The following is a 26,558-nucleotide window of genomic DNA, read 5'->3' as shown; positions in this document are numbered from 1 at the left end:
CTACCTGCATCGATACGGCTAGATGACTAGGGTGAGAGATGCACGCATCGTCACAACCTAGGAGTGCCATGGCCCGCCCCGTCCACCACAAGACCTCCAACGCATTTGTCTTCTTTGGCGCCACCGGCGACCTTGCTCGCAAGATGATCTTTCCGTCGCTGTATCAGATGGTGAAGCACGGGAATCTGACGGTGCCGATCATCGGCGTTGCACATTCCGACTGGGGTCTAGACGACCTCAAGAAGCGGGCCCACGACGCCGTCTCCGCGTCCGGCGATGGCATCGACGACCAGGGCGCGATGGACACGCTCCTCGGCCTGCTGCGCTACGTCGACGGTGACTACAACGAAGACTCCACGTTTGAGCAACTCCGTGAAGCACTTGGAGACACTACTCACGCGACGCACTATCTCGCGATTCCGCCCACCTTATTTGGAACCGTGGTGGGGGGTCTGAAGAAGCAGGGCCTCAACGAGAACGCTCGCGTGGTGGTGGAGAAGCCCTTCGGTCGCGACCTTACCTCTGCCCTCGAACTCGACGCGGTGATCTCGGACGCCTTCCCCGAGGACTCGGTCTTCCGTATTGATCACTTCCTGGGCAAGGAGGAGATCATGAACCTGCTCTACTTCCGGTTTGCGAACGCAATGTTCGAGCCGCTGTGGAATCGCGACCATATCGCGAGCGTGCAGATCACGGTTGCCGAGGACTTTGGAGTCCAAGGTCGCGGCAGTTTCTACGAATCCGCCGGCGCTCTGCGCGACGTAATCGAAAACCACCTCTTCCAGATCGTCGCGCTACTCGCCATGGACGCGCCTCCGTACCAGGGGTATGGCGCGGTCCAGTCGGCCAAGGTCGACGTGTTCAAGGCCATGCGCAAGCTCACCCGGGACGACATCGTTCGCGGTCAGTTCGTGGGATACCGAGATGAACCCGGCGTCGCGCCGGACTCCGACGTCGAGACGTACGCGGCCGTGCGGCTGTGGATCGACTCGTGGCGCTGGGCGGGCGTTCCGTTCTACCTGCGAACCGGAAAGGGCCTCGCGCGCACCGCCGGTGAGGTGGTGGTCGAGTTCAAGCACCCGCCGCAGTCACTGTTCGACGACGCTCTCGACACACTGCAGCGCGGCAACTATGTGCGTTTCCGCCTGTCCCCCGTCTCTGAGATCGCGATCTCGGCGCGAGTCAAGACACCCGGCGAGGAGTTCGTGGGCGAACCCGAGGAGCTCGTGCTGCACACCGAGAGTCCTGAGGAGCGTTCACCGTACGAGCGCTTGCTGACTGATGCCATGAACGGCGACGGCGCGCTCTTCACCCGTGAGGAGTCCGTCGAGGCCGCCTGGGAGGTCGTGGACGACATCCTGACCGACCGCCCCAAGTGCATTCCGTACGAGCAGGGGTCCTGGGGGCCACTCCAAGCCGATGCCCTCATCGCGGAGCACACGCATTGGCACAACCCTCAGGCCCTCCACGGTCACGAATAGTCACCCTCACTTCACCCCAGGCAGCACGACACAAGCGAAAGGCACCACGATGGCGACAGACACCCCGATGCAATTAGGAATGGTGGGACTTGGGCGTATGGGAGCCGGCCTCTCACGCCGCCTCATGCGTGACGGCCACCACATGGTGGTCAACGACGTGAGCGCCGATGCCATTGCCGAGTTGGTGAGTGAGGGCGCCGTGGGCGCCCCCGAGCTGTCGGACTTTATCGAGAAGCTCGAGGCGCCCCGCACCGTGTGGATCATGGTGCCGGCCGGCACCATCACTCAGAAGGTCACGGAGAGTCTGGCGGCAGTCCTGGAGCCTGGCGACACCGTGATCGATGGCGGGAACAGCTACTACCGTGACGACCTCGCCCACGCGGCGATGCTCAAGGCAAAGGGCATCCACCACGTGGACGTGGGCACCTCCGGCGGCGTCTGGGGCCTGGAGCGTGGCTTCTGCCTGATGATCGGCGGCGAGCCCGAGGTGGTCAACCGCCTGAACCCCATCTTCGAGACCATCGCTCCTGGTCTGGACTCGGCCCCCCGCACCCCTGGCGGACCAGAGATCCCCACCAATGCCGAGCATGGCTACCTCCACTGCGGCCCGAACGGTGCCGGGCACTTCGTCAAGATGGTGCACAACGGCATCGAATACGGCCTGATGGCCGCCTATGCAGAGGGAATCCACGTTCTACGCAAGGCGAATGCGGGTCTGGCCGGCGCATCGGCCGATGCTGAGACGGCACCACTCGCGAATCCTGAGTTCTACCAGTACGACATCGACACGGCGCAGGTGGCCGAGGTGTGGCGGCGCGGCAGCGTGATCTCGTCCTGGCTCCTGGACCTCACCGCAGAGGCGCTGAACGAGTCGCCCGACCTTCAGGAGTTTGGAGGACGCGTGTCAGATTCCGGCGAGGGCCGGTGGACGTCCATCGCGGCCATCGATGAGGGCGTGCCCACGCCCGTACTCACCACGGCGCTGTATTCGCGCTTCGAGTCTCAACTCCAGGAAGACTTTGCCGACAAGATCCTCAGCGCAATGCGCAAGGGCTTTGGTGGTCACGACGAGAAGAACGCGCCCGCCGGCTAGCGTGTGGGTGACGGCCCTTCAGGCCGGTACGCGCTCGCCGATGGCCTGCGCGAGTGCGTGCGTGTCGCGGGCACCCAGGTAGATCTCAGTGCCGTCGCGCAACGTCAGCACGGCGGCGTCGTTGCCCTTGATCGAGTAGGCACGGCTTCCATCGCGCCCAAAGCGCCATCCCCAGCCACCAAATTGCCGCAGCGCGTGATATTCGCGCTGCTGCACCGTGACGACATCGGCCAAGTTAATGTCGCGATGAAACACCCACGCGAGCCGCACGCGGATCTGCTGCGCCGTGACCTCGATCTTGAGCGGCATGAAGAACAGCGCCACGACCAGCAGGAGGCTCAGCGCCATCGTCCACAGGTATGCCGTCGCGTCCCCCGTCGCGATGAACACGATGACCAGGCTCACCAGCGTGAGCGGCACCACGACCGAGACGATCGGCTGCTCGTAGCTGTACTGGGTCGCCGTGTAGGTGTTGCTCATGACTTCAGTTTGTCATGCAGGCGCGCGGTGATGACACCGGCGTAGGGGCCCGCGAGTGGACCGGGTTCTTCCATCTGGTCGACCCACAGCCGAGAGATGTCGCCGTCCAGGTAGAGCGCGTCGTCGACACCCAGTTCGTCCCGAAAGAGCGTCGCGAAGTCATGGAAGTTGGTCAGGCTCCAGGACATTGCCAGGTACACCGTGTCGCCCCCTGGGCTGACGCCCACGCCCGACCGGAACGCCACATTCGTGGAGCCTTCATTGAACTCGGGGTGCACCTCGCCGTCGAGTAGCAAGGCGGGCCCCGACTGGGTGGCAAACTCGACACCGGTCGGCTCGTAGTCCACGGAGTTCACGACGGCTGCAGTGCCGTCGACCATCACCGCGAACACCCCGTTGGGCATGAGGTGAAAGTTACCGCCACCGTCGTTGAGGTTGAGACTCACCTGTTCCTCACCGTCGCTGACCAGTAGACCCCCGGGCACCAACTGGTCGGTGAAAATTCCACCGTTGGTGGCGACCGCCACCGTGGAATCTTGTGCGACGACGTCGCGCAGCATCGTGCCCTCGTCCTCGGGGTTCCAGTCGACCCGAACGTCCCACTCATCGAGCGGCAACGTCACCACCAAGTAGCGATTGTTCGCATGATCGATGACTCGCGCGTCGACGGAGGACTCGACCTGACTGGCCGATGGCGTGGGGGCGGTTGCCTCGCCCGTCGCCTCCGCGGACGGCACTGGGGAGGTGCTGACCGTCGGTCCCACAGCCGGCGGCGGCGTGGGATCGCCCGTACTACACCCGGACGACACCAATACGCCTGCCCCCAGCACCACTCCGACCACGAGTCGAGGCGAGACGAGGAAGTTCATGACTCAAGTGTGCCGGACGGCGAGGTGCTCACCCGCACCCCACCCTCCCCGCGAGGGCCATCAGTCGAGACCTGCAATGTCTATGGACTCCACCAGGTCGAGCAGTTCGTCGGCTACCGCGGGATCTCCATTGTGTCCCGAGACGAAGATTGAGGTGAGGGGATCACCTTCGTAGACGAGGCCAGCGTCCGTGATATCAGTCTCATAAATGGCCATCGGCAAACCGTAGCCATCAACGGCATCGGCGACCACCCACTCTCGTCCTGCCACCGTGTCGATGCGGGCATTTGCCTCCTGACCTGAGCCGACCAGAAATTCATTGACGTCCGCTGCCAGCTCGTCAAGGGATCCGGTGTTGACCTGTGCGTTGACGTTGATCTCGGAAAGGGAGTCGCCGCCAGCGAGACGAATAGACGAGGTGCACGCGCTGGAAGCCGGGTTCAGTTCGTGCTCACCGTAGGTCGGGACTTGATAGTCGAAGCACTGCGAGGACACCACACCGTTGATCAGCGTCACGTTCGTGCCTGATACCTCCACAGGGTCGGCCATCGGTACGGGCGCCGCCTTACCGTCGACTCCCGTGTCGACTTCCGTCTCGAGGTCCTCGGTCGGTTGATTCGGTGCCGCGGCTGTCCCCTCGGACTCCTGCGAGCCAGACCGCGCGAAGCCGAGCGAGACTGCAATAGCGACGGTGAGCAGAATCACGACTGAAACCGCGAACAGCACGATGGCGACAACACTGAACCTGCGGCGACTGAGCGCCGTGGGTGCTTGTGGGGGAACTGCTTCTGGATCCATCGACTGCTTGGCGGACGGCGGCATCGGCGGTGGGACGTTGTCGGGCATGGGTTCTTCCTCACGATCGTCGTTGGTCATTCGGTGCTTTCGTGAGCCAGCATAGGGAGGTTGACAGAACGGACCCCAGAGTTATCCACAGGCGCGCGTCAGGCGCTCACGAGCACCGCTCCTGGGCCCGGCTAGAACAGCGTCGCGGCAAGCTCGCGCTCGGCGAGGTTATTCGAGGCCGCCGCACCGCGGGCGCCGGACGCGCGGGCCGGGAGCTCGCCGTTCGCGTCGCGAAACTCTGCCCTACGAGGAGCAGATGATGCCGCTCCCCCGGTGTTCGCATCGGTCTCTGCCCGCTCCAGCCCGTGCTTGGCGATCAGCGGCTTGATGCGTGCCGCAAGCCAACGCCGATACTCCTTGGGGGCATACGAGTCATCGCCATACATCTCGCGATAACGCGGCAGCACCTCGGGACGCTCGCGCCCCAACCACTGCGCGTACCACTCCTTCACGCCTGGGCGCAGGTGGAGCCCACTGTAGGTCACCGAAGTCGCCCCGGCTGCCTTGATCCGCGCGAGCGCGCCATCCAGATGCTCCTCACTATCAGTGAGAAACGGCAACACCGGCATCATGAAGACCGAGACGTTGAGGCCAGCGTCGCGTGCCGCCTTGACGGTGGCCAGCCGTGCCGCAGTGGAGGGCGTTCCGGGCTCCACGGACCTCTGCAGATCGTCGTCGAAAATCGCAATCGACATCGCAACATCCACGTCGACGGTCGTGGCGGCCTCCGTCAGCAACGGCAGGTCACGGCGTAGCAGCGTGCCCTTGGTCAGGATGCTGAAGGGCGTTCCCGAGTCCGCGAGCGCGGCAATAATGCCAGGCATGAGCTTGTACTTGCCTTCAGCGCGTTGGTACGGGTCGGTGTTGGTTCCCAACGCCACGGGCTCGCGGTTCCAGGACGTGCGCGCCAGTTCACGCTGGAGAACGTCTGCGACGTTGACCTTGACGATGACCTGACTGTCGAAGTCCTGCCCAGCATCCAACTCCAGGTACTTGTGACTGGTGCGGGCGAAGCAGTACACGCACGCATGGCTGCATCCGCGGTACGGGTTGATGGTCCACGTGAACGGAACCGCGCTACCAGCGCCCACTTTGTTCAGTGCAGATTTGGCGACGACCTCGTGGAACGTCACGCCCTCGAAGCCGGGCGTCTGCACCGACCGCACCAGGTTGGACAGTTTGGCCAATCCGGGCAGCGCATCGGCTTGTTCTGCCGTAAGTTCCTGTGTCTGCCAACGCATACACACATTCGAACATGTGTTCGATGCGCGGTCAAGCGTGGTGAGGCGTGTCGGCCTGGTCCGTTGTTGCGCCACTGCCCTGGCCGAGGCGACGTGTCCCAGTCCACGCTGCGACAAACACCCCTGCCACAATCAGCATGTCCCCCACGCTAAACGTGTTGGCAAGCGGCATGGGCGCCGGCCAGGCAAAGACGTCGCCAAGCCACGGCAGGACGGGATTGTCGACCACTCCAGAATTTGCGAAGGCATCGTCTGGGTCGAGCCCGGCTGAGGCGACGGCCGATGCGCTGGCTGGCAACGTTCCGCCGTTCAGCGCGATGACGATCCCGTTGAGCGTCGCTCCCGCAGCGACGATCCAGACACCGGCCACGCGACGGTTCATCCAGAGAAAGCCGACGGCGGCCACGTACGTCAGGACGTGGAGAACTGCCGCGAGACCCGTGGGCATCGACACCTCGAGCACCACCACCTGGAATGCCAGCACGGCCCAAATCAACAGCGGCCAGCGCCACCGATGCATCAGTAGGCCCGCGGGCCAGCGCAACGCCACCAGTGGTGAGGCCACGGCGATCGCGCAGAGAGCGACGACGAGCACTATCAGTACCCCGCAGTCTTGTGCGAGGCGGACGCCTGGCGCTCTGCGTCGAGCACGGCTTCAATGACATCCGGCGTCGTGGGGCGGCCCAAGTGATATCCCTGGCCGACCACCCGGCCCAGTTCCTGCAAGGCGACCGCGGTGGACTCGTCCTCGATGCCCTCCGCTACGACTCGCAGCCCGAGCGCTAGCGCCAGCGCAATTGTCGAGCGCACGATCACGAGGTCCTGGTGATCGTCGCCAATGTTGCTGACGAAGGAACGGTCGACCTTGAGCTCGTCGATCTCCAGGCGTTTGAGGTAACTGAGCGAGGCATTGCCTGTGCCGTAGTCGTCGATCGCAATTGCGACCCCTCGCTCGCGCAAAGCGCGGATCACGAGGTCGGCACGGACAGGATCCGACAGGATTCCCGTCTCCGTCACTTCGAGGACCAAGGACCCCAACGAGACTCCGTGCCGCTCGGCGACTTCGGCAACCCTGTCCGGGAGCGCCAAGTCGGAGAGGTGGCGGGCGGAAAGGTTGACCGCCATCCGGAGGAAGTGGCCGGAGGCACGCCACCGAGCCAGCTGGCCCAAGGCTTCGTCGAGGACAAAGGCGGTCAGCGGGAAGATGAGTCCCGAGCTCTCGGCCAGGGGAATGAACTCATCTGGGTACACCGTGCCGCGTGTGGGATGGTTCCACCTCACCAGGGCCTCGACTCCCACCATGCGGCGATCAGCGAGGTTGAATTGAGGCTGGTAGACGACCTCGAGCTGGCGCGAATCCAGGGCCGTGCGGAGGTCAACGAGGAGCTGCAGTCGTTCTGCGCTGTTCACGTCAAATTCGGGCGAGTACACGCTGATCTGGTCGCGCTCCACCTTGGCGCGGTACAGGGCGATGTCGGAGTTCTTCATGAGCGTCTCGACATCGGTGCCATGCATGGGCGCCGCCGCTACTCCGGCGCTTACGCGGACGAGCAGCTCCAGGTCATCGACCTTGATAGGGGCGTCAAGCGAGGCAACAAGGTCGCGCGCTACCTGCTCTGATTCGTCAACGCCACCACGAACCACCACAGCGAATTCGTCGCCGCCGAGGCGGTGCACGGAGGAGTTCTCTGGGGCGGCATCGACGAGTCGTTCTGCGACTTTGCACAGAATCCTGTCGCCCACGGGGTGACCCAAGGCGTCGTTAAAGTCCTTAAAGTGGTCGAGGTCGAGGAATACAAAACCCGGCCCGTCGGAATCCGACTGGCGCGCGTTTTGGAGAGCCCCGCCAAGCTCGTAGTTGGCCTGGCCACGATTGCCTAGACCCGTCAGCGCGTCGTGAGTAGCGTCGTGAGCGTGCCTTGCGGACGCTGCGGCGAAGAGGTGCGCCGCGAGAACTGGCGCAGCGAGCAACACAAGCGCGCCGACTCCATCTCCGGTCACGATCGCCGCGATTCCTCCGACGCAAAGGAGGACCGCGTTGGTGACAAGAAACTCGCGGAAATCGCCGCGCAACACGGTCCACAGCGTCTGCCCCGACGCCAGTGTCACGACGACCGCAACCAGGACCCAGTTCACCGCGACCATCACGATGCCGCCGACCATGAGCGGGAGGATGTCACCAGGCTCGACGCCCAACGGCGACCCGAAAATAGGGACTCCTGCCAGCCACGAATAAGTGGCCGCACCGCTGAGCACGCTCAATGCGTACTGCGCGGTATTGAAAAGCGACTTCTTCAGCTGTCGGCGGTGGAGAACATCGTCAGACAGGCTCGCGATGATCTGGACCACAATTGCGACCCCGACGCCAGCAACCACGATCAGCGCCAGCACGAATGGTGCAGACGTGGAGAGTGTTCGTTCTTCTGAACGCGACGTCACCACAAGCGGCTTAACCTCGCCCGCAATTGCCGCGACCGCGAGGAACATCACGGGCCACCACAAAAGTTCATCGGCGATCGCGGTCCACTGCGTGGACGTCAGAACATAAATTAATGCAACAAACCCGAGCGTACAGATTGCCGCCAAGTAGGCAGCAAGGAGCACGGGCGGTGCCAAGAATTTCTTCCTGGCACCGCCCGTGTTCCTAGGTGGAATCAACTCCACTTCCACCCAGCGCCGACGATTGCTGCAACAGCCACGATGGTGCCCGCACTTGCGGTCACGCGCACTACCTTGCTGTTCTGAAAGATGGTCCACTTGTTCATCTTGCTCTCCTTGATATAGAGGAATGGAGACGAAGATCGAGCCCATCCAGACGCGCTGAGAGCGCCAGGACACTAAAGGACTTCATTGGCCGGTCATTGCCCCCGGGGTAATACGAGCCTCCGGTTGGAGGCTCGCTTTCATAATGCCCCACATAGCGGCGGTTTACCACCATCGGAGTGCCCCGCAACGAGGTGTCGGAGTTGTGAAATCAACCAAAACTCCCTCGTTTAAGGCAAATGCTCACCATCCGGGAAGCTCGCTCCGTCGCAAGTCAGCCCCTTAATCAGGTGCGGTGCCCCTCCGCCGATGCCGTTGACAGCTCTCGAAGTGCCGTCATCGCATCGTCGGCTCTGTCAAGCGGCACAAAGATGTGGTCATGGTGATATCCCGCGACGACGTTCGCGCTGATGCCGACCTCGCCGAGCGCCGCGGCGAAGGCCGCGGTCAGGCCCACGGCCTCGAGCGCCGAGTGAGCCTCGAGCGTGATCCTCGCGCTCGGAAACTCGTATGCCAGGCCGTGCGCATCGGCGACGGAGCGTTCGACGACCATGGTCAGCCCCTCGTCCTCACGAACAGTCACGACTGCGTGAGCGACAACTTCCCTATCCGCGGTGGCCGAGCCGACGCTTACCCAGACGTAGACGGAGGGGTCCAGCCGCGGATGCATGGTCGCGAGTAGCACGCGCAGATCAACTTCACCTGACATGTCGCCACACTATCGATCGCGACCCGTGGAATCGCCAGAGGCGCGGCGAAAGCGCAACTCAACCCGGCCATCGGCGGTGTGCGAGACGGCCACAGCGTCCACATCCTCCGCGAAGTCCAGATCGGCGATGACACCTCCCTGACGGATTTCAGCGGCCGATGCGACGCCTCCGAATTCCGACACCGTCACCTCTGGTGGCACATCGCCGATGCATACGGCCACCGAGGTCACCTGTGCACCCGGAAGCGTGGAGGTAAACGCGCCCACGTGCTTGGGGTTCTTGGCGGGAAGCCAGTTCTCCCGGCCCCCAGCGCGCACGCTTGCCAGGTCCGGCCCCAGGGGAATGCCAAACACAAACTGTGCGGCGTCGTCCTGTGGGGAGAACTCAACCCAGTCATCGGCGACGCGTAGTGGGCGGGCACGCTTGGAGTTTGGATCCTCGATGTAGGTGTCGTTAACGGTCCAGCCATGAGACTCGACCCAGCTCCGCCAGCGCTCGTACTCCTGGGGGTAGATACCCCACAGCGGGCCGAGGACCAGGCTCTCGCCGGCGGCGGTGACCACCAGACGCGGAAGTGCGGTGCGAGTGTCCGAGGCGACGGCAAGGGTCTCCCCTGTCGCGAAGGTCGCTACCGCGTGACGGGACTGGGCCGTCCCGTGCCAGCCCGTGAGCGCATCGGGCGCTGCGGTGAAGTAGACCTCGCTCGCTCGCCAGTCGAGGTACGCCTTGGTGCGGTAGTAGCCGGCGACGACGACCGCCAGTAGGACGGTGATGAACGTGAGCGTGCCGACGAACCCGAGGGGTTGCCAGGTGCTCGCTATGGGCCATGCGAGTAACGCCGAGCCCACGATGAGCGCTCCGTACCAGGGCACGTGCTTGCGCTCGATCAGCACAAAGGGTCCCGTGCGCCCTGCGTTGAGGACGAATGGTTCGTCGGCGATGGGCTCAGTCATGAGGAAAGGCTACCCACAACTTCATTCGCCTCCCGATGCCCGCTCCCTTGGCGCGCGGCGTCCACGAGTCTGCTCACAGCGCTGCTTCGCCTAAAGTGGTCACATGCCCGACGCTCATAGTCTCCAGCGTGGGAGCGGTCCGAACTCCGACTGCCTCACGCTCCCCCGTCCTTCATCACCGCTACTACGTGAGGCCGCCGCATGACCGCCGCCTGGCTTCTGTTGATCCTGACCTTGGCTCTCATTGCGGCCAACGCCTTGTTCGTGACCGCCGAGTTTGCGTTCATCACGGTGGACCGCGCATCGGTGGACAAGCGTGCCAGCGAAGGCGACTCCCGGGCCGCGTCGTTGCAGGCCGGCCTGAAGAAGCTCTCGACAGAGCTCTCCGGAGCCCAGCTGGGCATCACCGTCACCTCACTGCTGGTGGGTTTCATTGCCGAGCCGTCCATCGCGACGCTATTGGAGGGGCCCATCGCCGCGCTGGGCGTCCCCGAGGGCTCCGCCCTAGCGGTGTCGCTCGCGTGCGCGTTCATCATCGCCACCGTGACTCAGATGGTGTTCGGCGAGTTGGTCCCCAAGAACTGGGCCATTGCCGAGCCGATGCGGGCGGGTCGCTTCGTGGCAGGCTTCCAGCGCGGCTTCACCTGGGTGGCCCAGCCTCTTCTTCGCGTGCTCAACGGCTCAGCGAATGGCATTGTTCGGGCCCTCGGGGTTGAGCCGCGCGAGGAACTGGCCTCGGCGCGTTCGGTTCAAGAGCTCGAATCCCTAGCAGCGCGATCGGGCGAACGTGGCACCCTCGAACCCCACGTCGCACAGCGGCTTTCCCGGGCGGCAGAACTGCGGGAACGCACCGCATCGGACGCGATGACACCCCGACCCCGCCTGCATTTTGTCGATGCCGACGACACGGTCACCGATTTACTTCGCCTCGCCTCGGAGACCGGGCACGCCCGCTTTCCTATCCGCGGCGAAGACGTCGATGACATTGTGGGCGTGGCTCACTTCAAGCGCGCCCTGTCGGTTCCCGCCCGCTCGCGCAACTCCACGCGCATGTCGGACATCATGATGCCCATCGCCGCCGTCCCATCCTCGATGCCGCTGAACGCGGTGCTCGAACAACTGCGCGCGGGCGTGCAGATGGCCGTCGTCGTCGACGAGTACGGCGGTACGGATGGCGTCATCACCCTCGAGGATCTGGTCGAGGAGATCGTGGGAGAAATCGAGGACGAACAGGACCTGCCGGTGAGCCGTCACCGCAAGATCGGGCCTCGCCGATGGTCGCTGTCGGGGCTCTTGCGGCCCGACGAGGCCGGCGAGATCGCTGGGTTGGAGATGCCCGAGGCGGACGAGTCTGACACCCTGGGCGGACTGCTCACGGAGCACCTGGAGCGCTTTCCCGTGCGGGGCGACCTGATTGAGCTTGAAGTCCGCGACGAGACCGACCGCGACTCCGATGGTTTGGCGCGGCCAGTAACCGTCACGCTGAAGGTCACGCGCATCGATGGCCACCGGGTGGACCGCGTCATGCTGGACGTCCTCGAGCGAGAGGAGGATGACGATGAGTGACTTCACCGCGATCGCCATCGCCATTGCACTGCTGCTCGGTAACGCCTTCTTCGTGGGCGCCGAGTTCGCCCTGATCTCGGCCCGGCGTACCCAGATTGAGCCCCGCGCCGCCGCCGGTTCGCGCTCGGCTAGGCTCACGATTCGCGGCATGGAACACGTGTCGATGATGATGGCGGGTGCCCAGCTAGGCATCACCATGTGCTCCCTCGGCTTGGGTGCCATTGCCGAACCCGCCATCGCCCACCTTCTCGAGGTGCCGCTGGAGGCCATCGGAGTGTCCGGGGCCTGGCTGCACGGCGTGGCCTTCACGATCGCCCTGGCCCTCGTGGTGTTCCTGCACATGGTGCTCGGCGAGATGGTGCCCAAGAACCTCGCCATCGCGGGACCCGAACGCACTGCTCTCATTCTGGGTCCGCCGTTGTACTTAATTGTCACTGTGTTGAAGCCGGTGATCTGGCTGCTCAACGCCATCGCGAACGTGGTGTTGCGCGTGCTGCGCGTCACCCCGCAAGACGAGGTAGCGTCCACCTTTGATGCCGATGAGGTGGGTGGGCTCATCGCTCAATCCCGGGCCGAGGGACTCCTGGATGAGGCGGAGCATCGCGTGCTGAGCGGATCGCTCACGCTGGGTTTTGAGACGGTGCGCGATGTCATGGTGACCCGCGAGGATTTGGTCACTTTGCCCGTGGGTGCCACGCCTCAGCAGGCTCAACGCCTGTGCGTCAAGACTGGGTTCTCACGCTTCCCGCTGGAGGACAAGGACGGAACCCTCGTGGGCTACGTTCACCTCAAGGACTTCGTATCCGTCCCCCGGGGCGGCGCCACCAAGTCACTACCCGCCGATGCCGTGCGGCCACTAGTGACGATTTCCGCCGATGAGCGTCTGGATTCGGCGTTGTCGTCCATGCAGGCACAGGGCACGCACATCGCGTTGGTGACCGACGGCGACCAGATTGTGGGCGCCGCCATGCTCGAGGACGTCGTGGAGCGCCTGGTGGGTGAGGTCGTGGACGCGGGGCAGGCGATCGCGTCGTGACCACGGTGCCCAGGCCTGACGGCAAGTCCGCGGGCCGCACTGATCCGGTGGAGGATCCCACCCGCAGCGACCGCGAGAAGATGCTGGCCGGCGAGTGGTTCAAGTACCGCGCGGGCCCGGAACTCGCCGACGCGCAACGTATCACCAAGGGCACGTGCCGGGCCATCAACGACCTCTACCCGGCGGACCCCGTCCAAGCGACGCAGTTGCTCACCGACCTTCTCGATGAGTGCGGTCCCGGCCTGGACTTCCGTCCGCCGTTCTCAATCGAGTACCAGGAACGCGTGCGCTTCGGCAGCAATGTCTTCATCAACACGGACTTCATGGTGCTGGGTGGTGGCATGGTGACCATCGGAGACAACGTGCTGATCGGCCCCGATGCCCGCCTCTACACCCCCAACCACCCCGTGGATCTCGACCTGCGACGAGCGGGCTGGGAGATCGGCCTGCCCATCACCATTGAGGACGATGTATGGCTGGGCGGCTCGGTGGTGATCTGTCCAGGCGTGACCGTTGGGCGCGGCTCCATTGTGGGAGCCGGTTCCGTGGTCACCAAGGACGTACCGCCTGGTGTGGTGGTGGGTGGCAACCCAGCAAGGGTGCTGCGCGAGGACTAGCGATGCATTCGTCTCGCACGACCACGTTCCACTAACGAGGAGATGACGTGATCACGAGTGAATGACTGGGCATGGTCGCTGCTCAGCGCCGTCATTGGCCTCATTATTGTGTGGGTCGCGCTAGTCATCATCTTGTGGCTGAAGCGGCCCGACGACATGACGTTGCGAGACATCATGCGGCTTCTGCCGGACGTCGTGCGGCTCGTGCGACGCCTCGCAGCTGACATCACACTGCCGCGGGGAGTCCGCGCGCGGCTGTGGCTACTGCTCGGCTACCTGCTTTCACCCATAGACCTGGTGCCCGATTTCATTCCCATCCTGGGTTGGGCCGACGACGCGATCATTGTGGTGTTGGTGCTCCGGTCAACGGTGCGCCACGCGGGTGCTGCCGCAGTGACCCGTCACTGGCCCGGCAGTGCCGATGGCCTGATCGCACTTCAGCGTCTGACCGGTGGATTGAAGTAGCTCCAACTTGTACCGAGGGTATCGAGAAACCGAGCCATGACAATTTCGCGAACTAGGTGCACAGCAGCGCTCCATTGGGTATGACTCGCTAACGCATCCCCCTGTCCGCAATCTGCCAGGCGAGCGCGTGTTCAGGGTCCATGGGCTGATTGCCTCGGGCAGCGCGCCCGGCTCCGCCTTGCGGCGCGGTGCCCCGAAGGGCAAAAGCAGCCCAGGAATCCGAGTTCGTCACTGCGTGAGTTGGTAGTTCGTGTGCGCCTTAGCGTGGGTGGACCGAGTGAAAATCTCTTCCGAGTTATGTTGCTACTTCAAGTGAAGTGCGCGCATCACTCTTCACTCAGAGGTGCTGAGTCCGCCTTGATTGCCTTCGCCTCTGCCGCTTGCCGCTTCGCCTGAGGAATGAGGTCGTAGAGCGCTTGAGTTCGCGCAGGCTGGGCGATCTCCTTATCGACAATCGTGTTTATCGCTCCGAACAATGGTTCGATCAATACGTCCGCTTCGCCGTCGAGTAGGAGCAGCACAAGATCATCGCGGTCACCATGTAACACGTCGTTGCCGACCACTCGTAGCGCCGTAAGCAACTGCCAGAGGTCGTCGCCCAGTCGCGTCTTCATGGAAGCGAGCATCTCGTCGAGCCGTTTGGACTTATTGGCAGGTTCAATATCGCGCAATAGCGATTCAAGGCACGCACGCGCCAGCGCCGCTGCCGCGCGACGTGAAACCGGGAAGGTGGCACGCGCTTCTTCGTAGAGTTCGCGGGCTTGCAGGGGCATCGAAGGGTGCGCTTCCGGAGTGGTCAAGTCTTCCGGGTACACAATCACTGGTCCCCGCCACACAGTGCTCTCCGAACAGGATGAGCAAATTGAGTAGCGCCAAGTTGGCTCGACCGAGTCACCATCCAAATGAACGGCAGTGCCCTGTACCGTAAACGCACCCGCTACGTCCGAGAAACCAAAAGACCTCGAAAGAAAGCCTCGTTGCCCGTTTGAATATTTCGCGTCGATCTGCAAGTCACCCCAAACCTGATGACTGAAGGCACCGCAGCACGGGCAGTTGAAACGATCTCCATATAGGGACGGACTGATCGACATCTGGTTCATGGTCCCCAGCCTAGGGGACAGTGAGGCGAGGACTCTGTTAAAACTAGACGGATTCAGGGAGGCTCGGCGCACCCGCGCCACCACCACGAGCAACGACTATCTTCCAGGTCGCATGCTCGCGAGCGTGCTGCCGAGCGGGTGTATTAACGAGTTGCTCCATTGGAGATCCTGCTGTGCACTTCTAAGCACCTAGATTCGGGTCCCGCAGCTCGGCTAGCGGAGCACTGCCTCGAACTCACCCTCCGCAGCAGCGATGATCGCCTTGCGCACCTCGAGCACGTCCTCGGCGGACAGTGTCTTGTCCGCAGCACGCATGCGCACCGCCACGGCCAGCGACTTCTTGCCCTCGCCCACCTGCTCGCCCGCGTAGACGTCGAACACACGCGCGTCCTCGATCAGGTCTCCCCCGGCGCGCTTGACGCACGCCACGAGGTCACCGGCGGCCACGTTGGAGGCCACGACGAACGCGAAGTCCTCCTTGGCGAGCGGCTGAGCATTGACGGCTTCGGCCAGAGTGATCTGACCCTCGCGGAACTCGACCATCGGGTCCAGGATCATCTCGAACGCAACGGTACGGGCGGGCAGACCGAGGGTCTCTAGCACCTTGGGGTGCAACTCGCCAGCGTGACCCACAAAGGTGCCGTCCTCAAGACGATACGTGGCGCATCGGCCCGGGTGCCACGGCATGTGCGCCTCGGCAGCCGCCACAATCGTGACCCCCGCCATCTGCGCGACCGCCTGAGCGGCAGCCAGAGCATCGGTCCAGTCAAAGGCCGCGCCGGTGCCATGCCAACCGGACGGCGTGCGCTGCCCGGTCATGAGGCCCGCCACACGTCGGCGCTGCATCGGCAGCGCCTCGTTGAGCGCCTCGACGTCGTCGGGCGTGATCGCGTTGCCGCTGAAACTGCGCGGTACATCACCGATACGACCGGACTGGTACGCGCGTCCCACCTCGTAGATCGCGACATCCTGGGCGCCGCGGCCCAAGTTGACCTTGAGCGCATCCACCAGGGTCTGGATGAGCGACGTGCGCATGAGGGGCAGCTCCGCACTCAGCGGATTTGCCAGACGCACCAGGTCGCGACGCGGATCGCCGTCCGGAATCAGCATGTCGTCCAGACGCTGTTCCGAGATGAACGGGTAGGTCAGCACCTGCGTCAACCCGCGATCCGCGAGACCGCGCGCGACGGACTTGCGCACCTTCTGCGAGTGCGTGTAACCGTGACCGGGAGGCGCGACGGGAAGCACCGACGGCAAGTTCTCGAACCCGTGCAGGCGCGCCACCTCCTCCACCAGGTTGATCGCGTCGGTGAGGTCGGGCCGCCACGTGGGCGGCGTGACCGTCAGCGAGTCCGGCTCGGACAGCGCCTCGAACAACTTGACGGTGCAGCCCACCTGCTCGAGGGCGCCGATGACGCCCGCCTGGGTGTACTCCACGCCAACAATCGACCCGGGGAAGTCCACGCGCATCTCGATAGGCGTGGGGGCGACGGTGGTGTTGACGTCGGTGACCTGGTGGTCGACCTCGCCGCCACCGAACTTGGTTAGCAGGTCGATGGCACGCTGCACCGCGACGGGCGCGAGCTGCGTGTCCACGCCACGCTCAAACCGGCGCGAGGCCTCGGATCCCAGCTTGTGACGGCGGGCCGAGCGCGCGATGGTGATGGGGTCGAAGTGCGCGCCCTCGAGCAGAATGTCGGTGGTGGTGTCCGACACCTCGGTGTCCGCACCTCCCATGACACCCGCGATGCCGATGGCGCGCGCGCCGCGCCCACCCTCGGAGTCGCAAATCAGCAGGTCCTCGCCATCGAGCGTTCGCTCAGCGTCGTCCAGCGTGGTCAGCGTCGAGATGGCGGACAGTTCACCGCTCGCCGATGCGCGACGCACCACGATCGGTGCCGTCACCTTGGCGAGGTCGTAGGCGTGCAACGGCTGTCCCAGCTCGAGCATCACGTAGTTGGTGACGTCGACGGCCAGCGAGATGGGCCGCATTCCCGATGCGGTCAGGCGGCTCTTCATCCAGGTGGGACTTGGTGCGGTGGGATCGAATCCACGCACGATGCGCGCCACGAAGCGGTCGGCGCCGACGTTGCCTCGCACGGGTTCGGGGTCGTCGATCTCGACGGCGAAGCCGCCGAAGGTCCTCTCCGGGGTCTTGAGGGCGGCAGGGTCGCGGAACTCCTGCCCCGTGGCGTGCGCGTACTCACGCGCCACACCACGAATCGAGAACGAGTAGCCGCGGTCCGGGGTCACGTTGATCTCGATGGTGTTCTCGTCGAGGCCAAGCAACTCGATCGCGTCCTGACCCGGCTCCAAGTGAGCCAGACCAAAACCGCCGAACTCAGCATCGGCGTCTCGCGAAGGTGACTGCAACACGATGATGCCATCGTGCTCCTCACCCAAGCCCAGCTCCTTGGCGGAGCAGATCATGCCGTCGGACCAGTGGCCGTACGTCTTGCGACCCGAGATGGGGAACGGTCCAGGCAGTTCCGCGCCGGGAAGCACGACGACGACGTAGTCGCCCTCGACAAAGTTGTGCGCACCACAGACGATGCCGCGGCTGGGCGTGAAGAAGTGACCAGCATCCGGCCCCTTGCCTTCTACCTGACCGACGTTGTCGTAGCCCTCGGTGATGGGTTCATCGTTGTGCTCGCCCACGTCCACGCGACAGTAGTTCACAGTCTTGCCGTTGCTCGCGGTCTCCTTGACCAACGACAGCACGCGGCCGACGACCAGCGGGCCCTTGACGGGAGGGCCCTCGATTCCCTCTTCCTCAAGACCCACGCGCGCGAGCGCCGCGGCGACATCCTCGGCGGAGGACCCATCAACCAGGTCGACGGACTCAGCGAGCCAACTCAGCGGTACCTTTGGCATTTAAATCTCCACCCCAAACTGCTGCGAGAAACGAATATCGCCCTCGACCATGTCGCGCATGTCCTTGACTCCGTGGCGGAACATCAGTGTCCGCTCCACGCCCATGCCGAAGGCAAAGGCGGTGTACTCGTCGGGGTCGATTCCTGCGGCGCGCAGGACGTTCGGGTGCGTCATGCCGCAGCCGCCCCACTCGATCCAGCCGGTGCCGGAGCACGTGCGGCAGGAGGTATCTTCACCGCCGCACACGAAGCAGCGCAGGTCCATCTCTGCGCTCGGCTCCGTGAACGGGAAGTACGACGGACGCAGGCGCGTCACGGCATCGGGGCCAAACATGGCGCGGGCAAAGAAGTCGAGCGTTCCCTTCAGGTGAGCCATGGTGAGGCCCTTGTCGATGGCCAGGCCCTCGATCTGGTGGAACACGGGCGTGTGCGTGGCGTCGAGCTCGTCGGTGCGGAACGTCTTGCCGGGGCAAATGACATAGATGCCACGGCCCTCGGACTCGAGCGCCTCCTTGCGGGCTAGCGCTGCGCGAATCTGCACGGGTGACGTGTGGGTACGCAACAGCAGACCCGACTCGGGCGGATCGATGAAGAACGTGTCCTGCATCTCCCGCGCGGGGTGATCGGGATCAAAGTTGAGAGCGTCGAAGTTGAACCACTCGGCCTCGAGTTCGGGCCCCTCGGCAACTTCCCAGCCCATGGCGACGAACACATCGCACATCGACTCCTGCAGGGTCTCGAGCGGGTGGCGGGCGCCGACGAGTGCGTGCTCGACGGGCAGTGTGACGTCCACGGCCTCCTCGACCAGCACACGGGCGTCGCGCTCGGCTTCGAGCTCGGCTTGGCGAGACTCGAGCGCCTTGTTCAGGCGACCACGGGCCATGCCCATGTTCTTGCCTGCGGCGGCCTTGTCGGCGGAGTCGAGGCCACCAATCTGGCGGTTCGCCAGCGAGATGGGAGCCTTGTCGCCGGTGTGAGCCAGGCGGGCTTCCTTGAGGTCCTCGAGTGTGCTCGCTGCGGCGAAGGCGGCTAGCGCCTCCTCAACGGCAGCGGAGACGCCCTCGGCGTCCAGTGGTGACAGGTCAGTCATGTCTGCTTTCCAGGTGGCGTAAGAAGTCCCGACAATCCTACCTGGCACACGGCGCCCCACTGTGGAGCGAGACTACGAGTACAGCAGCCCAGCCAGCAGGAACAGCAACAGCCCACCCGCGAGGGTGTTGGCCACCGGCAGGATGATGCGCACGGCGGCGGGCATGTGTGGATTCTTGACCACTGAGATGTTCAAGAAGAACAGGACGAGCGCGAGCACTAGGCCGAGGAAGTAATTGATGAGAATCAAGATGAACGGCAAGAACATGAGGATGCGCATGCCGAGGTCGACGTGTGCCCCCATCGCGTAGATGGGCGTGTTGTCGAGGTAGAGCTTTTGAAATCCCGGAATGAGTCCGCGTGCGGTCAGTTTTGACGTGCTGCCGTTGCGCATCGGCACGTCCCAGCCGCCCTTGCCGCGCCGCACGACCTCGCCACCCACTCGAATCTTGTAAAACACGCCAAATACGCCGTCGACCTCTACGGTGTCGCGCGCGCCCTCGATGTCCAGCTTCTGGACGTTGTCCATCTGATGCTCCCTCACATGTGAATGTGGCGAGAATACCTCGTGCATGTGTCCGCAATGTTGCGCGGCACGTCAGCGAGAGCCGCTACTTGGGCTCGGCGGGGCGCTCGTAGCGGTATGTCGCACCCTTGCCGTTGCGCTTGCCGTACAGCAGTGCCGCATCCGCCTGCGCTGTCAGCCCGTCCAGGTCGAACGAGCCCTCACGCGACAGGGTGTAGCCGGCGGTCAGCCCCACCCGGTCACCACCAGCGGTAGTGGTTTGAACCGTGTGGACCACCGCCGCCCGCACGCGCTCAACAACCTCTGCGGCATCGGCGCCTTCCGCCACCACCTGCATCACCATAAACTCGTCGCCGCCCATACGTGCCACCACGTCACTCTCGCGGGACGCGGCCAGCAACGCATCTCCGGCGACCCTGAGTGCGGTGTCTCCTGCCAGGTGACCGAATGCGTCGTTCACGTCCTTGAAATTGTCCATGTCGAACGCGGCCACCACCACCGTGTCGCCACGCGACTGCGCTCGCCGCAGCATCGCATTACCGCGGGCGCGGTATTCGTGGCGGTTGGCTAGACCGGTCAGTTGATCGGTGCGTGCACGGACGCTTAGCCGGCGCAGCGGTCGCCACATGCGGTACATCAGTACCGCGACGGCAATCACCATCAGCGCGGAGAACGCGGTTATCGCATAGATCGTCAACTGCAAGCGATCCAGTCCCGGCGACAACTGACTCTCGTCAGCCTCAAGGTGAAGGATCCAATCTAATCCCTCCTTCTTACGAAAGCCCCGTTCCAACGTGAGGCGACCATCGTCACGGCCAAAGACGTCGCCGTCCTCGTACGACGTCGCTACCGCCTCCGAACCCACACCGATGTCGCTCGCCTGCGGCACCTCTCCCCTGAGCCCCGCGGTCGCTCGCAGCTGTTCCCGATAGCTGGACGGTGCGGCGATCACCCTCCGGTCGGGAGACATCACGAATGCCTCGGCGCCGTCACCCAGCGGCAAGTTGTCGAGCACGGTCGCCATCTGGTCAACGTCCAGGTCCGCACCAATAACAGCATGGACCCCATCCCTGTCCCGTGAGGCACGAGTCACGGACGCGAACGTCACGTTGGTGTCGAACAGCAAGTACGGCTGGGTCCAGACCGTATTGAGTGAGTCCGCGCCCGCGATGTACCAGGGCCGCTCGCGCGGGTCGTAGCGCAGGTCCAGCTCCTCGGTGGCGATCGATGCGAACGTCGCGTCGTAGGTGATCTGTGTGACGCGGTACTCCGGCGCAATCTCCACTCGCTGCGACGTGTACCCGGTGCCGACGTGGCTCACCGACACAAAAGTCCCGTCGGGGAATCCGACGTAGGCACCCCGCACCTCGGGCGCGCGTTCCAAAGCCAGGTACATCAGATGGGCGGCGTCGTCGAGCGTGACGGTGTCTGCGTCGTCGATCGCCGCCGTCGTGGCGCCCACGACCTCCTCGCCCGCCTGGGCAAAACGAGACACCCGTTCCGCCGTCAGGTCTCCGACGTAGGAGAACGTGTCCTTAGCCGCATCCACCGCCTGTCGTTGCGCGACCACGGCGCCAATGACGGACGTGACCATCTGCACCAGCAGGATCGCGATCAGAACCGCCGCCCCGATGAGCAGGCTCCGGGAACGGCTGAGCGAGCGAGGACGACGGCCTGCGCTCACGTTCATGCGTTCACGTTACGCCCGCTCACGTGCGCAAAAATATAAACGCGCTGGCATCATGCGTGGAGTGTGACCCAATCGTCACCTTGAACAGGGGCGTAACCGCGTCTAGCGCTGAGCCCGCGCGCTGGCGTAAAGGCACACGGAGGCCGCTGTTGCCAGGTTCAGGCTCTCAGCCTTGCCGTAAATGGGGATGCGCACGACGGAGTCGACAAGTGCCAACTCCTCCTCGCGCAGGCCCCACGCCTCGTTGCCGAACACCCAGGCGGTGGGCTTGGCAAGGAACGCGTCACCTGCGTCACCGTCGCCCAGTTCAGCGCTACCCGAGCCGTCTGCCGCAACAATCTGCATACCCGCCTCGGCGAGTGCAGCGAGCGCATCGTCGAGGGGAAGGGAGCGCACCACTGGCACGTGGAAAAGGCTTCCGGCCGATGCGCGGATCACCTTGGGATTGGAGGGGTCGACACTCTCTCCCGCCAGCACGACGGCATCGGCGCCCGCAGCATCGGCCACGCGGATCGCGGTGCCGGCGTTGCCGGGGTCGCGCACGTTGCTGAGGACCACCACGAGGCGCGGAGGGGTGTCAGCGGCCAGCGCGTCATCGAGTGAGATGCCCGCGTTGTCGAGGACCGCGACAACGCCCTGACCGTCGGGGCTCATGGCCTCGAGGACGGCCGGGGTGCCGATGTGAAGATACATCTCAGCGGCCTCAGCATCGGCGACGATCTCGCTGTAGCGAGTCGCCGAGTCCTCGGTCATGAAAAGGTCGCGGACGCGGCCGGGCGCAAAACGCACCGCCTCGCGCACGGCTTGGGGCCCCTCAACCAGCATTCTGCCGGTCTTGGAACGCGCAGAACGCCCCGCCAGGGCCCGCACCTGCTTGACTCGCTCGGCCTTCGCGTTGGTGAAGGTAGGCGTGAAGTGGGGCCCCGTGGGGCGTTCTGTCATTGCTCTATTCGCTTACGCGGCCGCAGGGGCGTTCACGTCGGCGGGCAGTGCCTTCTTGGCAAGCGCGACGAGTGCGGTGAACGCCTTGGGGTCGGTCACGGCGATCTCGGCGAGCATGCGACGGTCAACCTCAATCTCCGCGAGCTTGAGGCCCTGGATCAGACGGTTGTACGTCATGTCGTTTGCGCGAGCCGCAGCGTTAATACGCTGGATCCACAGACGACGGAAGTCACCCTTACGCTTCTTGCGGTCGCCATAGGCGTACACCATTGAGTGGGTGACTTGCTCTTTTGCCTTGCGGTACAGGCGCGAGCGCTGACCGCGGTAACCCGCAGCCCGCTCGAGGGTACTGCGGCGCTTCTTCTGGGCGTTGACCGCCCGCTTGACGCGTGCCATTTTCTAACTCCTTGTTTCGAGGGGGCGGTTACTTGCCCAGCAGCTTTTTGATCTTCTTCGAGTCGGGAGCGGAAAGGATTCCGTCCACGGCGACGCGACGCTTGCGCGAGCTCGTCTTCTCCTGAAACTTGTGCACGTTCATTGCGTGAGCGTGCTTTACCTTGCCGGTACCCGTGAGCTTGAAGCGCTTCTTGGAACCCGAGTGGGTCTTGTTCTTCGGCATGACTGCCCTTTCGTGTCAGGCCGAGTCTTACGACTCGGCACGTAGTAACGGGCTATTCGCCCGAAGTCTCTGCGGCGGCCGGGGCCTCCGCTGCTGTGGTCTTGGCCGGAGCCTTCTTTGCTGGTGCCTTCTTGGCAGCCGGCTTTGGTGCTGGCTTGGCCACAGGCTTGGGTGCCGCCTTGGCCGCGGGCTTAGGCGCGGCCTTCTTGGCAACAGGCTTGGGTGCGGTCCCCTCGGCAACTGGCGTGTCCGCAGCCTCGTCCGCGACAACCTCGGCCGGAGCCTCAGCTGGTGCGGCATCGGCTGCTGCTGCGCCTGTCGCTGCCTTTTCCGCCTTGAGCGCGGCACGTTCGGCAGCATCGGCTGCCTTCTTCGCTTCGCGCTCCTTGCGTGCCTCGTCGCGCGCCTCGGCCTTCTTCTTCAGCGGGCCGAGCACGAGGGACATGTTGCGCCCCTCCTGCGTGGGAGCGTTCTCGACAATCGACAGGTCCGCGACGTCCTCGGCGAGGCGCTGCAACAGGCGGCGACCCATCTCGGGGCGCGACTGCTCGCGGCCACGGAACATGATCGTGACCTTGACCTTGTCGCCGCCCTTGAGGAAGCGGATGACGTGGCCCTTCTTGGTCTCGTAGTCATGCTCATCGATCTTGAGACGGAAACGCATCTCCTTGATCTCAGTGTTGGCCTGGTTGCGACGTGCTTCGCGAGCCTTCACCGCGGCTTCGTACTTGAACTTGCCATAATCCATGAGCTTGGCGACCGGGGGACGCGAGTTGGGTGCAACCTCAACCAGGTCGAGGTCAGCTTCCTGCGCAAGACGGAGCGCGTCCTCAATGCGGACGATACCAACCTGTTCGCCGGCGGGGCCGACAAGGCGCACCTCCGGGACTCGGATGCGCTCGTTGATGCGGGGCTCGTTGATGGTGGCTCCTTGTGTAGTCAGTTCCTACCGCCGGGCAAAGAAAAAGGCCCCTGCTCGAACGCGAGCAAAGGCCACCAAGTACCGTGCGCCTTCCGTGCAATCTGCACGGCCAACACCGGTGACATACCCCGATCCATGTTCTGGTCCGAAGGTGGGAGGTGGACTCCACTTGCGCGCCGCGGGAGATCCCACGGCCGGTCAGTAAGACAGAATATCACTATGAGCGACATAAATCAGGCACCTGAGCCAAACCAGCCCCTCGACCGCTTCTTCGCGGACTCCCCCAACGATCCCGCGCGTGACCTTTCCGAGGTCAATGCCGTGGAACTTATCTCTACTGTAAGCGTTCACTTATTGAGTGCAGCCGCGTTGCGATGCGGTCTGGCAGACGACGGCGAGGAATACCAGGACCTCGATGAGGCACGCACCATCATCAACGCCCTGGCAGGACTCGTGACCGCCGCCGCGCCGGACCTAGGCGACACTCACGCTCGATCGCTCCGCGATGGACTCAGGAGCGTACAGTTGGCATTCCGGGAGGCTTCGGTCATTCCGGACGTACCGGGTGAGGGTCCGGGTGAGAAATACACGGGAGCAGTGGCTTAATTGGCAGACGACACACCAGAGGCGGACGAAGGCCGCGTAAAAACCGAATCTCGCATTGAAGACACTGAGGTGTCTGACGCGCAGACCGGTGTACAAAGCGACGCCGCGCCTGGTGATGTCGAAACCTCCCCGCGAATGCGCACTAGCACCGCGAAGCCTCGCCGCCGGTGGCCCTGGATCGTAGCGATCCTCATCTTGCTGGGCCTACTGGCCGCCTCGACCACCATGACCTACGAGGCGAGCGTGCGCTCGAACGAGTGGTCGAGTCAGGTCGACGAGATCACCGACACGAGCTACGTCCTCGGCAAGCAGGTCGCGGACGAGAAGACCGAAAACGTGCGCCTGAACGACAACATCGACCTACTCGAAGAGCAATTGTCGAACTCCAAGGACACCGTGCTCCAGCTGTCCGACCAGAAAGCGCAGTGGCGCGACGACACGGAGTTTGCACAACAACAAGTCGAGGCAACCGAGGACCTGCTCGCGAAAGCCGCGTCCGTCGCCAACGGGCTGCAGCGCTGCACGGATGGGCAGCAGGAACTCGCCGAGACCCTCGCCAGCGACGAGGAATACACGCCCGAGGAGATCACCGACTATCAGGACAGCGTGAAGGAACTGTGCGACAACGCAGAGAAGGCCAACTCCAACCTGCAGAAGGAACTCGCGCAGTGAGGTCACGGTCTGTTGCCGCCTTGGTCGCCGCGTGCACGTTGGCGCTGTCTGGTTGCAGCCTGCTACCCGACGCGCCAGGCTCACTGCCGACCAACTTTGTTCCTGCGCCCTCGGTCTCCCCCGGCGAAGGACCCGGCGCCCTGTCCCCCGACGGCTTCACCGCCGCTCAGCGCATGACCGTGCGGGTGCGCAACGTGGGGTGTGGATTCATCTCGACCGGCACCGGCTTTGCCCTGGACGCCCACACCCTCGTCACCAACCGCCACGTGATCGAGGACACCAAGAAGATTCAGGTTCAAACCTACGACGGCCGGTCGATCAACGCGACCACCGCGTCTACGACCACGGTCGCCGACATCGCCATCATCACCACCGAAGAGTCACTGGGAGGAACGTTCGCCAACGTCGCCCGCCAGGACCCCGTCGAGTCCGATGTCGTCACCGTGGTGGGCTACCCCAAGGGCGGCCGCCTCAGCACGGTATCCGGGATCGTGTTGGGCGAGTCTCCGGATCCGCTCGGTAGTGCGATCGGCGCCGTGCTGGCCACGACGGCCACCGTCGAGCCGGGCTCATCCGGGTCTCCGGTGCTCGACGAGGACGGGCGAGTGGTGGGCGTGGTCTACGCCAAAAACAAGTCCAACCAGAGTTTCATAGTGCCCGTCTCTACCCTGAAGACGCTGTTGGACGAGACCTCGCTACTGGTGCCCGAAGCCGCACAGTGCTAGGCATGACTCCATGAGCACGAACGACGAGCCCACCAGCAGGCCGAGCGACAGGGAAACACGGTTCCCTGTCGTCGCGCCAAAGAGCGGCCTGCCGGTGTTCTCCTCCACCTCACCGCCTCCGGTCCGCAGCGACCCGCCCCACACCACCGCTGCATCGTCCGCCGATGCTTCGCCACCTACCGCTTTCTCCCCGCCTCCCGTCAAGAAGTCGCATGCTCGAGGGTGGGTGGTGGTGTTGGCGGTGGTGTGCGCCGGACTCGCCACGCTTGCCGCGTACCTGTGGGTGATCAACGAACAATGGCAGGATCAAAACGACGAGCTACGCACCCAGGTGGCCTCGCTGAACGCGGACGTTGCGGAAAACAACGCGCAGATCCAGGGCCTGCAGGCGGAACTCACCAACGCTCAGGAGAACCTCGAGGGCGCCACGGGCAAGGTCACCGATCTTGCCGACAGCTCGGCGAACGCCAAGGACCAGGCGGCCTTTCTGACCGAGCTGGCTGACTCCTTCCAGCAGTGCGCAGAGGCTCAAGCCAGCCACATCTCTCATCTCGAGAACGCATCACGCTATACGGCCTCGAGCCTCGCGGCGGAGGGTCGCGACGTCTCCAATTACTGCAGTGACGTCGAACAGTCTTACCTGGACTACCAGGCCTCACTTAAGTCGAGCTGAC

27 protein-coding genes are annotated in these 26,558 nt (G+C 64.1%); 10 read left to right on the top strand and 17 right to left on the bottom strand.

Annotated elements, in window-relative coordinates:
* Positions 1-68 precede the first annotated feature (68 nt).
* Together zwf and gnd are read left to right on the top strand one after the other, a co-directional pair.
* Entirely contained in the window at positions 69-1,481 is a 1,413-nt protein-coding gene (gene zwf, locus AOP73_RS08315; RefSeq protein WP_061964623.1) for a glucose-6-phosphate dehydrogenase, read from the top strand.
* Positions 1,482-1,530: 49 nt separating this feature from the next.
* A complete protein-coding gene (gene gnd, locus AOP73_RS08310; protein ID WP_236683536.1) occupies positions 1,531-2,574 on the top strand; it encodes a phosphogluconate dehydrogenase (NAD(+)-dependent, decarboxylating) in 1,044 nt (347 codons plus the stop codon).
* A gap of 18 nt (positions 2,575-2,592) precedes the next feature.
* Here gnd and AOP73_RS08305 read toward each other — a convergent pair whose 3' ends face one another.
* The 8 genes from AOP73_RS08305 to AOP73_RS08270 all read right to left on the bottom strand — a co-directional run bounded on the left by AOP73_RS08305 (position 2,593) and on the right by AOP73_RS08270 (position 10,436).
* Positions 2,593-3,054, bottom strand: a complete 462-nt coding sequence (locus AOP73_RS08305) for a hypothetical protein (protein ID WP_061964621.1) — start codon at positions 3,052-3,054, stop codon at positions 2,593-2,595.
* Complete coding sequence (locus AOP73_RS08300) at positions 3,051-3,923, bottom strand: phosphodiester glycosidase family protein (RefSeq protein WP_061964619.1); 873 nt, start codon at positions 3,921-3,923, stop codon at positions 3,051-3,053. The genes AOP73_RS08305 and AOP73_RS08300 overlap by 4 nt, the downstream gene beginning before the upstream one ends.
* Before the next feature lie 60 nt (positions 3,924-3,983).
* A complete protein-coding gene (locus AOP73_RS08295; protein WP_152650584.1) occupies positions 3,984-4,769 on the bottom strand; it encodes a hypothetical protein in 786 nt (261 codons plus the stop codon).
* 131 nt (positions 4,770-4,900) lie between these two features.
* Entirely contained in the window at positions 4,901-6,010 is a 1,110-nt protein-coding gene (locus AOP73_RS08290; RefSeq protein WP_061964615.1) for an Rv2578c family radical SAM protein, read from the bottom strand.
* A 31-nt stretch (positions 6,011-6,041) separates the two neighbouring features.
* The gene (locus AOP73_RS08285) at positions 6,042-6,575 is read right to left on the bottom strand and encodes a DUF5317 domain-containing protein (RefSeq protein ID WP_152650583.1); all 534 of its coding nucleotides are present in this window, start codon (positions 6,573-6,575) and stop codon (positions 6,042-6,044) included.
* A gap of 32 nt (positions 6,576-6,607) precedes the next feature.
* Entirely contained in the window at positions 6,608-8,626 is a 2,019-nt protein-coding gene (locus tag AOP73_RS08280; protein WP_160295457.1) for a putative bifunctional diguanylate cyclase/phosphodiesterase, read from the bottom strand.
* Positions 8,627-9,059: 433 nt separating this feature from the next.
* Positions 9,060-9,482: an ACT domain-containing protein gene (locus tag AOP73_RS08275; RefSeq protein WP_061964610.1), complete on the bottom strand. Its 423-nt coding sequence runs from the start codon at positions 9,480-9,482 to the stop codon at positions 9,060-9,062.
* Positions 9,483-9,491: 9 nt separating this feature from the next.
* A complete protein-coding gene (locus AOP73_RS08270; RefSeq protein ID WP_061964608.1) occupies positions 9,492-10,436 on the bottom strand; it encodes a hypothetical protein in 945 nt (314 codons plus the stop codon).
* Positions 10,437-10,637: 201 nt separating this feature from the next.
* On the opposite strand from AOP73_RS08270, the gene AOP73_RS08265 reads away from it, so the two are divergent.
* From AOP73_RS08265 to AOP73_RS08250, 4 genes are read left to right on the top strand one after another with little or no spacing between them, the layout of a single operon-like run.
* On the top strand, positions 10,638-12,002 hold the full coding sequence (locus tag AOP73_RS08265) for a hemolysin family protein (RefSeq protein WP_061964606.1): 1,365 nt from the start codon (positions 10,638-10,640) through the stop codon (positions 12,000-12,002).
* Positions 11,995-13,038 (top strand): hemolysin family protein, encoded by a 1,044-nt coding sequence (locus tag AOP73_RS08260; protein WP_061964604.1) that lies wholly within the window; start codon positions 11,995-11,997, stop codon positions 13,036-13,038. The genes AOP73_RS08265 and AOP73_RS08260 overlap by 8 nt, the downstream gene beginning before the upstream one ends.
* On the top strand, positions 13,035-13,655 hold the full coding sequence (locus AOP73_RS08255) for a sugar O-acetyltransferase (RefSeq protein WP_236683535.1): 621 nt from the start codon (positions 13,035-13,037) through the stop codon (positions 13,653-13,655). Before AOP73_RS08260 ends, AOP73_RS08255 begins: the two co-directional genes overlap by 4 nt.
* A gap of 57 nt (positions 13,656-13,712) precedes the next feature.
* Positions 13,713-14,120 carry a YkvA family protein gene (locus AOP73_RS08250; protein ID WP_061964602.1) on the top strand — a complete coding sequence of 136 codons (408 nt, stop codon included), beginning with the start codon at positions 13,713-13,715 and terminating at the stop codon, positions 14,118-14,120.
* 326 nt (positions 14,121-14,446) lie between these two features.
* Here AOP73_RS08250 and AOP73_RS11800 read toward each other — a convergent pair whose 3' ends face one another.
* The 9 genes from AOP73_RS11800 to infC form a co-directional block, all read right to left on the bottom strand.
* Positions 14,447-15,220 (bottom strand): DUF4145 domain-containing protein, encoded by a 774-nt coding sequence (locus tag AOP73_RS11800; RefSeq protein ID WP_084626677.1) that lies wholly within the window; start codon positions 15,218-15,220, stop codon positions 14,447-14,449.
* Between the two features lie 213 nt (positions 15,221-15,433).
* On the bottom strand, positions 15,434-18,094 hold the full coding sequence (pheT, locus tag AOP73_RS08240) for a phenylalanine--tRNA ligase subunit beta (RefSeq protein ID WP_061964598.1): 2,661 nt from the start codon (positions 18,092-18,094) through the stop codon (positions 15,434-15,436).
* A complete protein-coding gene (locus tag AOP73_RS08235) occupies positions 18,095-19,183 on the bottom strand; it encodes a phenylalanine--tRNA ligase subunit alpha (RefSeq protein ID WP_061964596.1) in 1,089 nt (362 codons plus the stop codon).
* A 72-nt stretch (positions 19,184-19,255) separates the two neighbouring features.
* Complete coding sequence (locus AOP73_RS08230; RefSeq protein WP_061964594.1) at positions 19,256-19,711, bottom strand: hypothetical protein; 456 nt, start codon at positions 19,709-19,711, stop codon at positions 19,256-19,258.
* Between the two features lie 82 nt (positions 19,712-19,793).
* Positions 19,794-21,398 carry a sensor domain-containing diguanylate cyclase gene (locus AOP73_RS08225; protein ID WP_061964592.1) on the bottom strand — a complete coding sequence of 535 codons (1,605 nt, stop codon included), beginning with the start codon at positions 21,396-21,398 and terminating at the stop codon, positions 19,794-19,796.
* A gap of 102 nt (positions 21,399-21,500) precedes the next feature.
* Positions 21,501-22,340: a TrmH family RNA methyltransferase gene (locus AOP73_RS08220; RefSeq protein ID WP_061964590.1), complete on the bottom strand. Its 840-nt coding sequence runs from the start codon at positions 22,338-22,340 to the stop codon at positions 21,501-21,503.
* 12 nt (positions 22,341-22,352) lie between these two features.
* On the bottom strand, positions 22,353-22,736 hold the full coding sequence (gene rplT / locus AOP73_RS08215; RefSeq protein ID WP_061964588.1) for a 50S ribosomal protein L20: 384 nt from the start codon (positions 22,734-22,736) through the stop codon (positions 22,353-22,355).
* A gap of 28 nt (positions 22,737-22,764) precedes the next feature.
* Positions 22,765-22,959, bottom strand: coding sequence for a 50S ribosomal protein L35 (gene rpmI / locus AOP73_RS08210; protein WP_061964585.1), 195 nt, complete (start codon positions 22,957-22,959; stop codon positions 22,765-22,767).
* A 52-nt stretch (positions 22,960-23,011) separates the two neighbouring features.
* Positions 23,012-23,866 (bottom strand): translation initiation factor IF-3, encoded by an 855-nt coding sequence (gene infC, locus AOP73_RS08205; RefSeq protein ID WP_269078518.1) that lies wholly within the window; start codon positions 23,864-23,866, stop codon positions 23,012-23,014.
* 234 nt (positions 23,867-24,100) lie between these two features.
* Between infC and AOP73_RS08200 the strand changes: the two genes are divergently transcribed.
* The 4 genes from AOP73_RS08200 (at position 24,101) to AOP73_RS08185 (ending at position 26,557) form a co-directional block, all read left to right on the top strand.
* Positions 24,101-24,487, top strand: coding sequence for a DUF1844 domain-containing protein (locus AOP73_RS08200; RefSeq protein WP_061964581.1), 387 nt, complete (start codon positions 24,101-24,103; stop codon positions 24,485-24,487).
* Positions 24,488-24,622: 135 nt separating this feature from the next.
* Positions 24,623-25,159, top strand: a complete 537-nt coding sequence (locus AOP73_RS08195; RefSeq protein WP_152650582.1) for a hypothetical protein — start codon at positions 24,623-24,625, stop codon at positions 25,157-25,159.
* Positions 25,156-25,884 (top strand): S1 family peptidase, encoded by a 729-nt coding sequence (locus tag AOP73_RS08190; RefSeq protein WP_061964577.1) that lies wholly within the window; start codon positions 25,156-25,158, stop codon positions 25,882-25,884. Before AOP73_RS08195 ends, AOP73_RS08190 begins: the two co-directional genes overlap by 4 nt.
* Before the next feature lie 10 nt (positions 25,885-25,894).
* The gene (locus tag AOP73_RS08185) at positions 25,895-26,557 is read left to right on the top strand and encodes a hypothetical protein (protein ID WP_152650581.1); all 663 of its coding nucleotides are present in this window, start codon (positions 25,895-25,897) and stop codon (positions 26,555-26,557) included.
* The last annotated feature ends 1 nt before the right edge of the window (position 26,558 follow it).

This window comes from Demequina aurantiaca (assembly GCF_000975135.1).
Classification (GTDB): Bacteria; Actinomycetota; Actinomycetes; order Actinomycetales; family Demequinaceae; genus Demequina; species Demequina aurantiaca.
The sequence above is the reverse complement of the archived record's forward strand: the minus strand, read 5'-3'. Positions and strand labels throughout refer to the sequence as shown.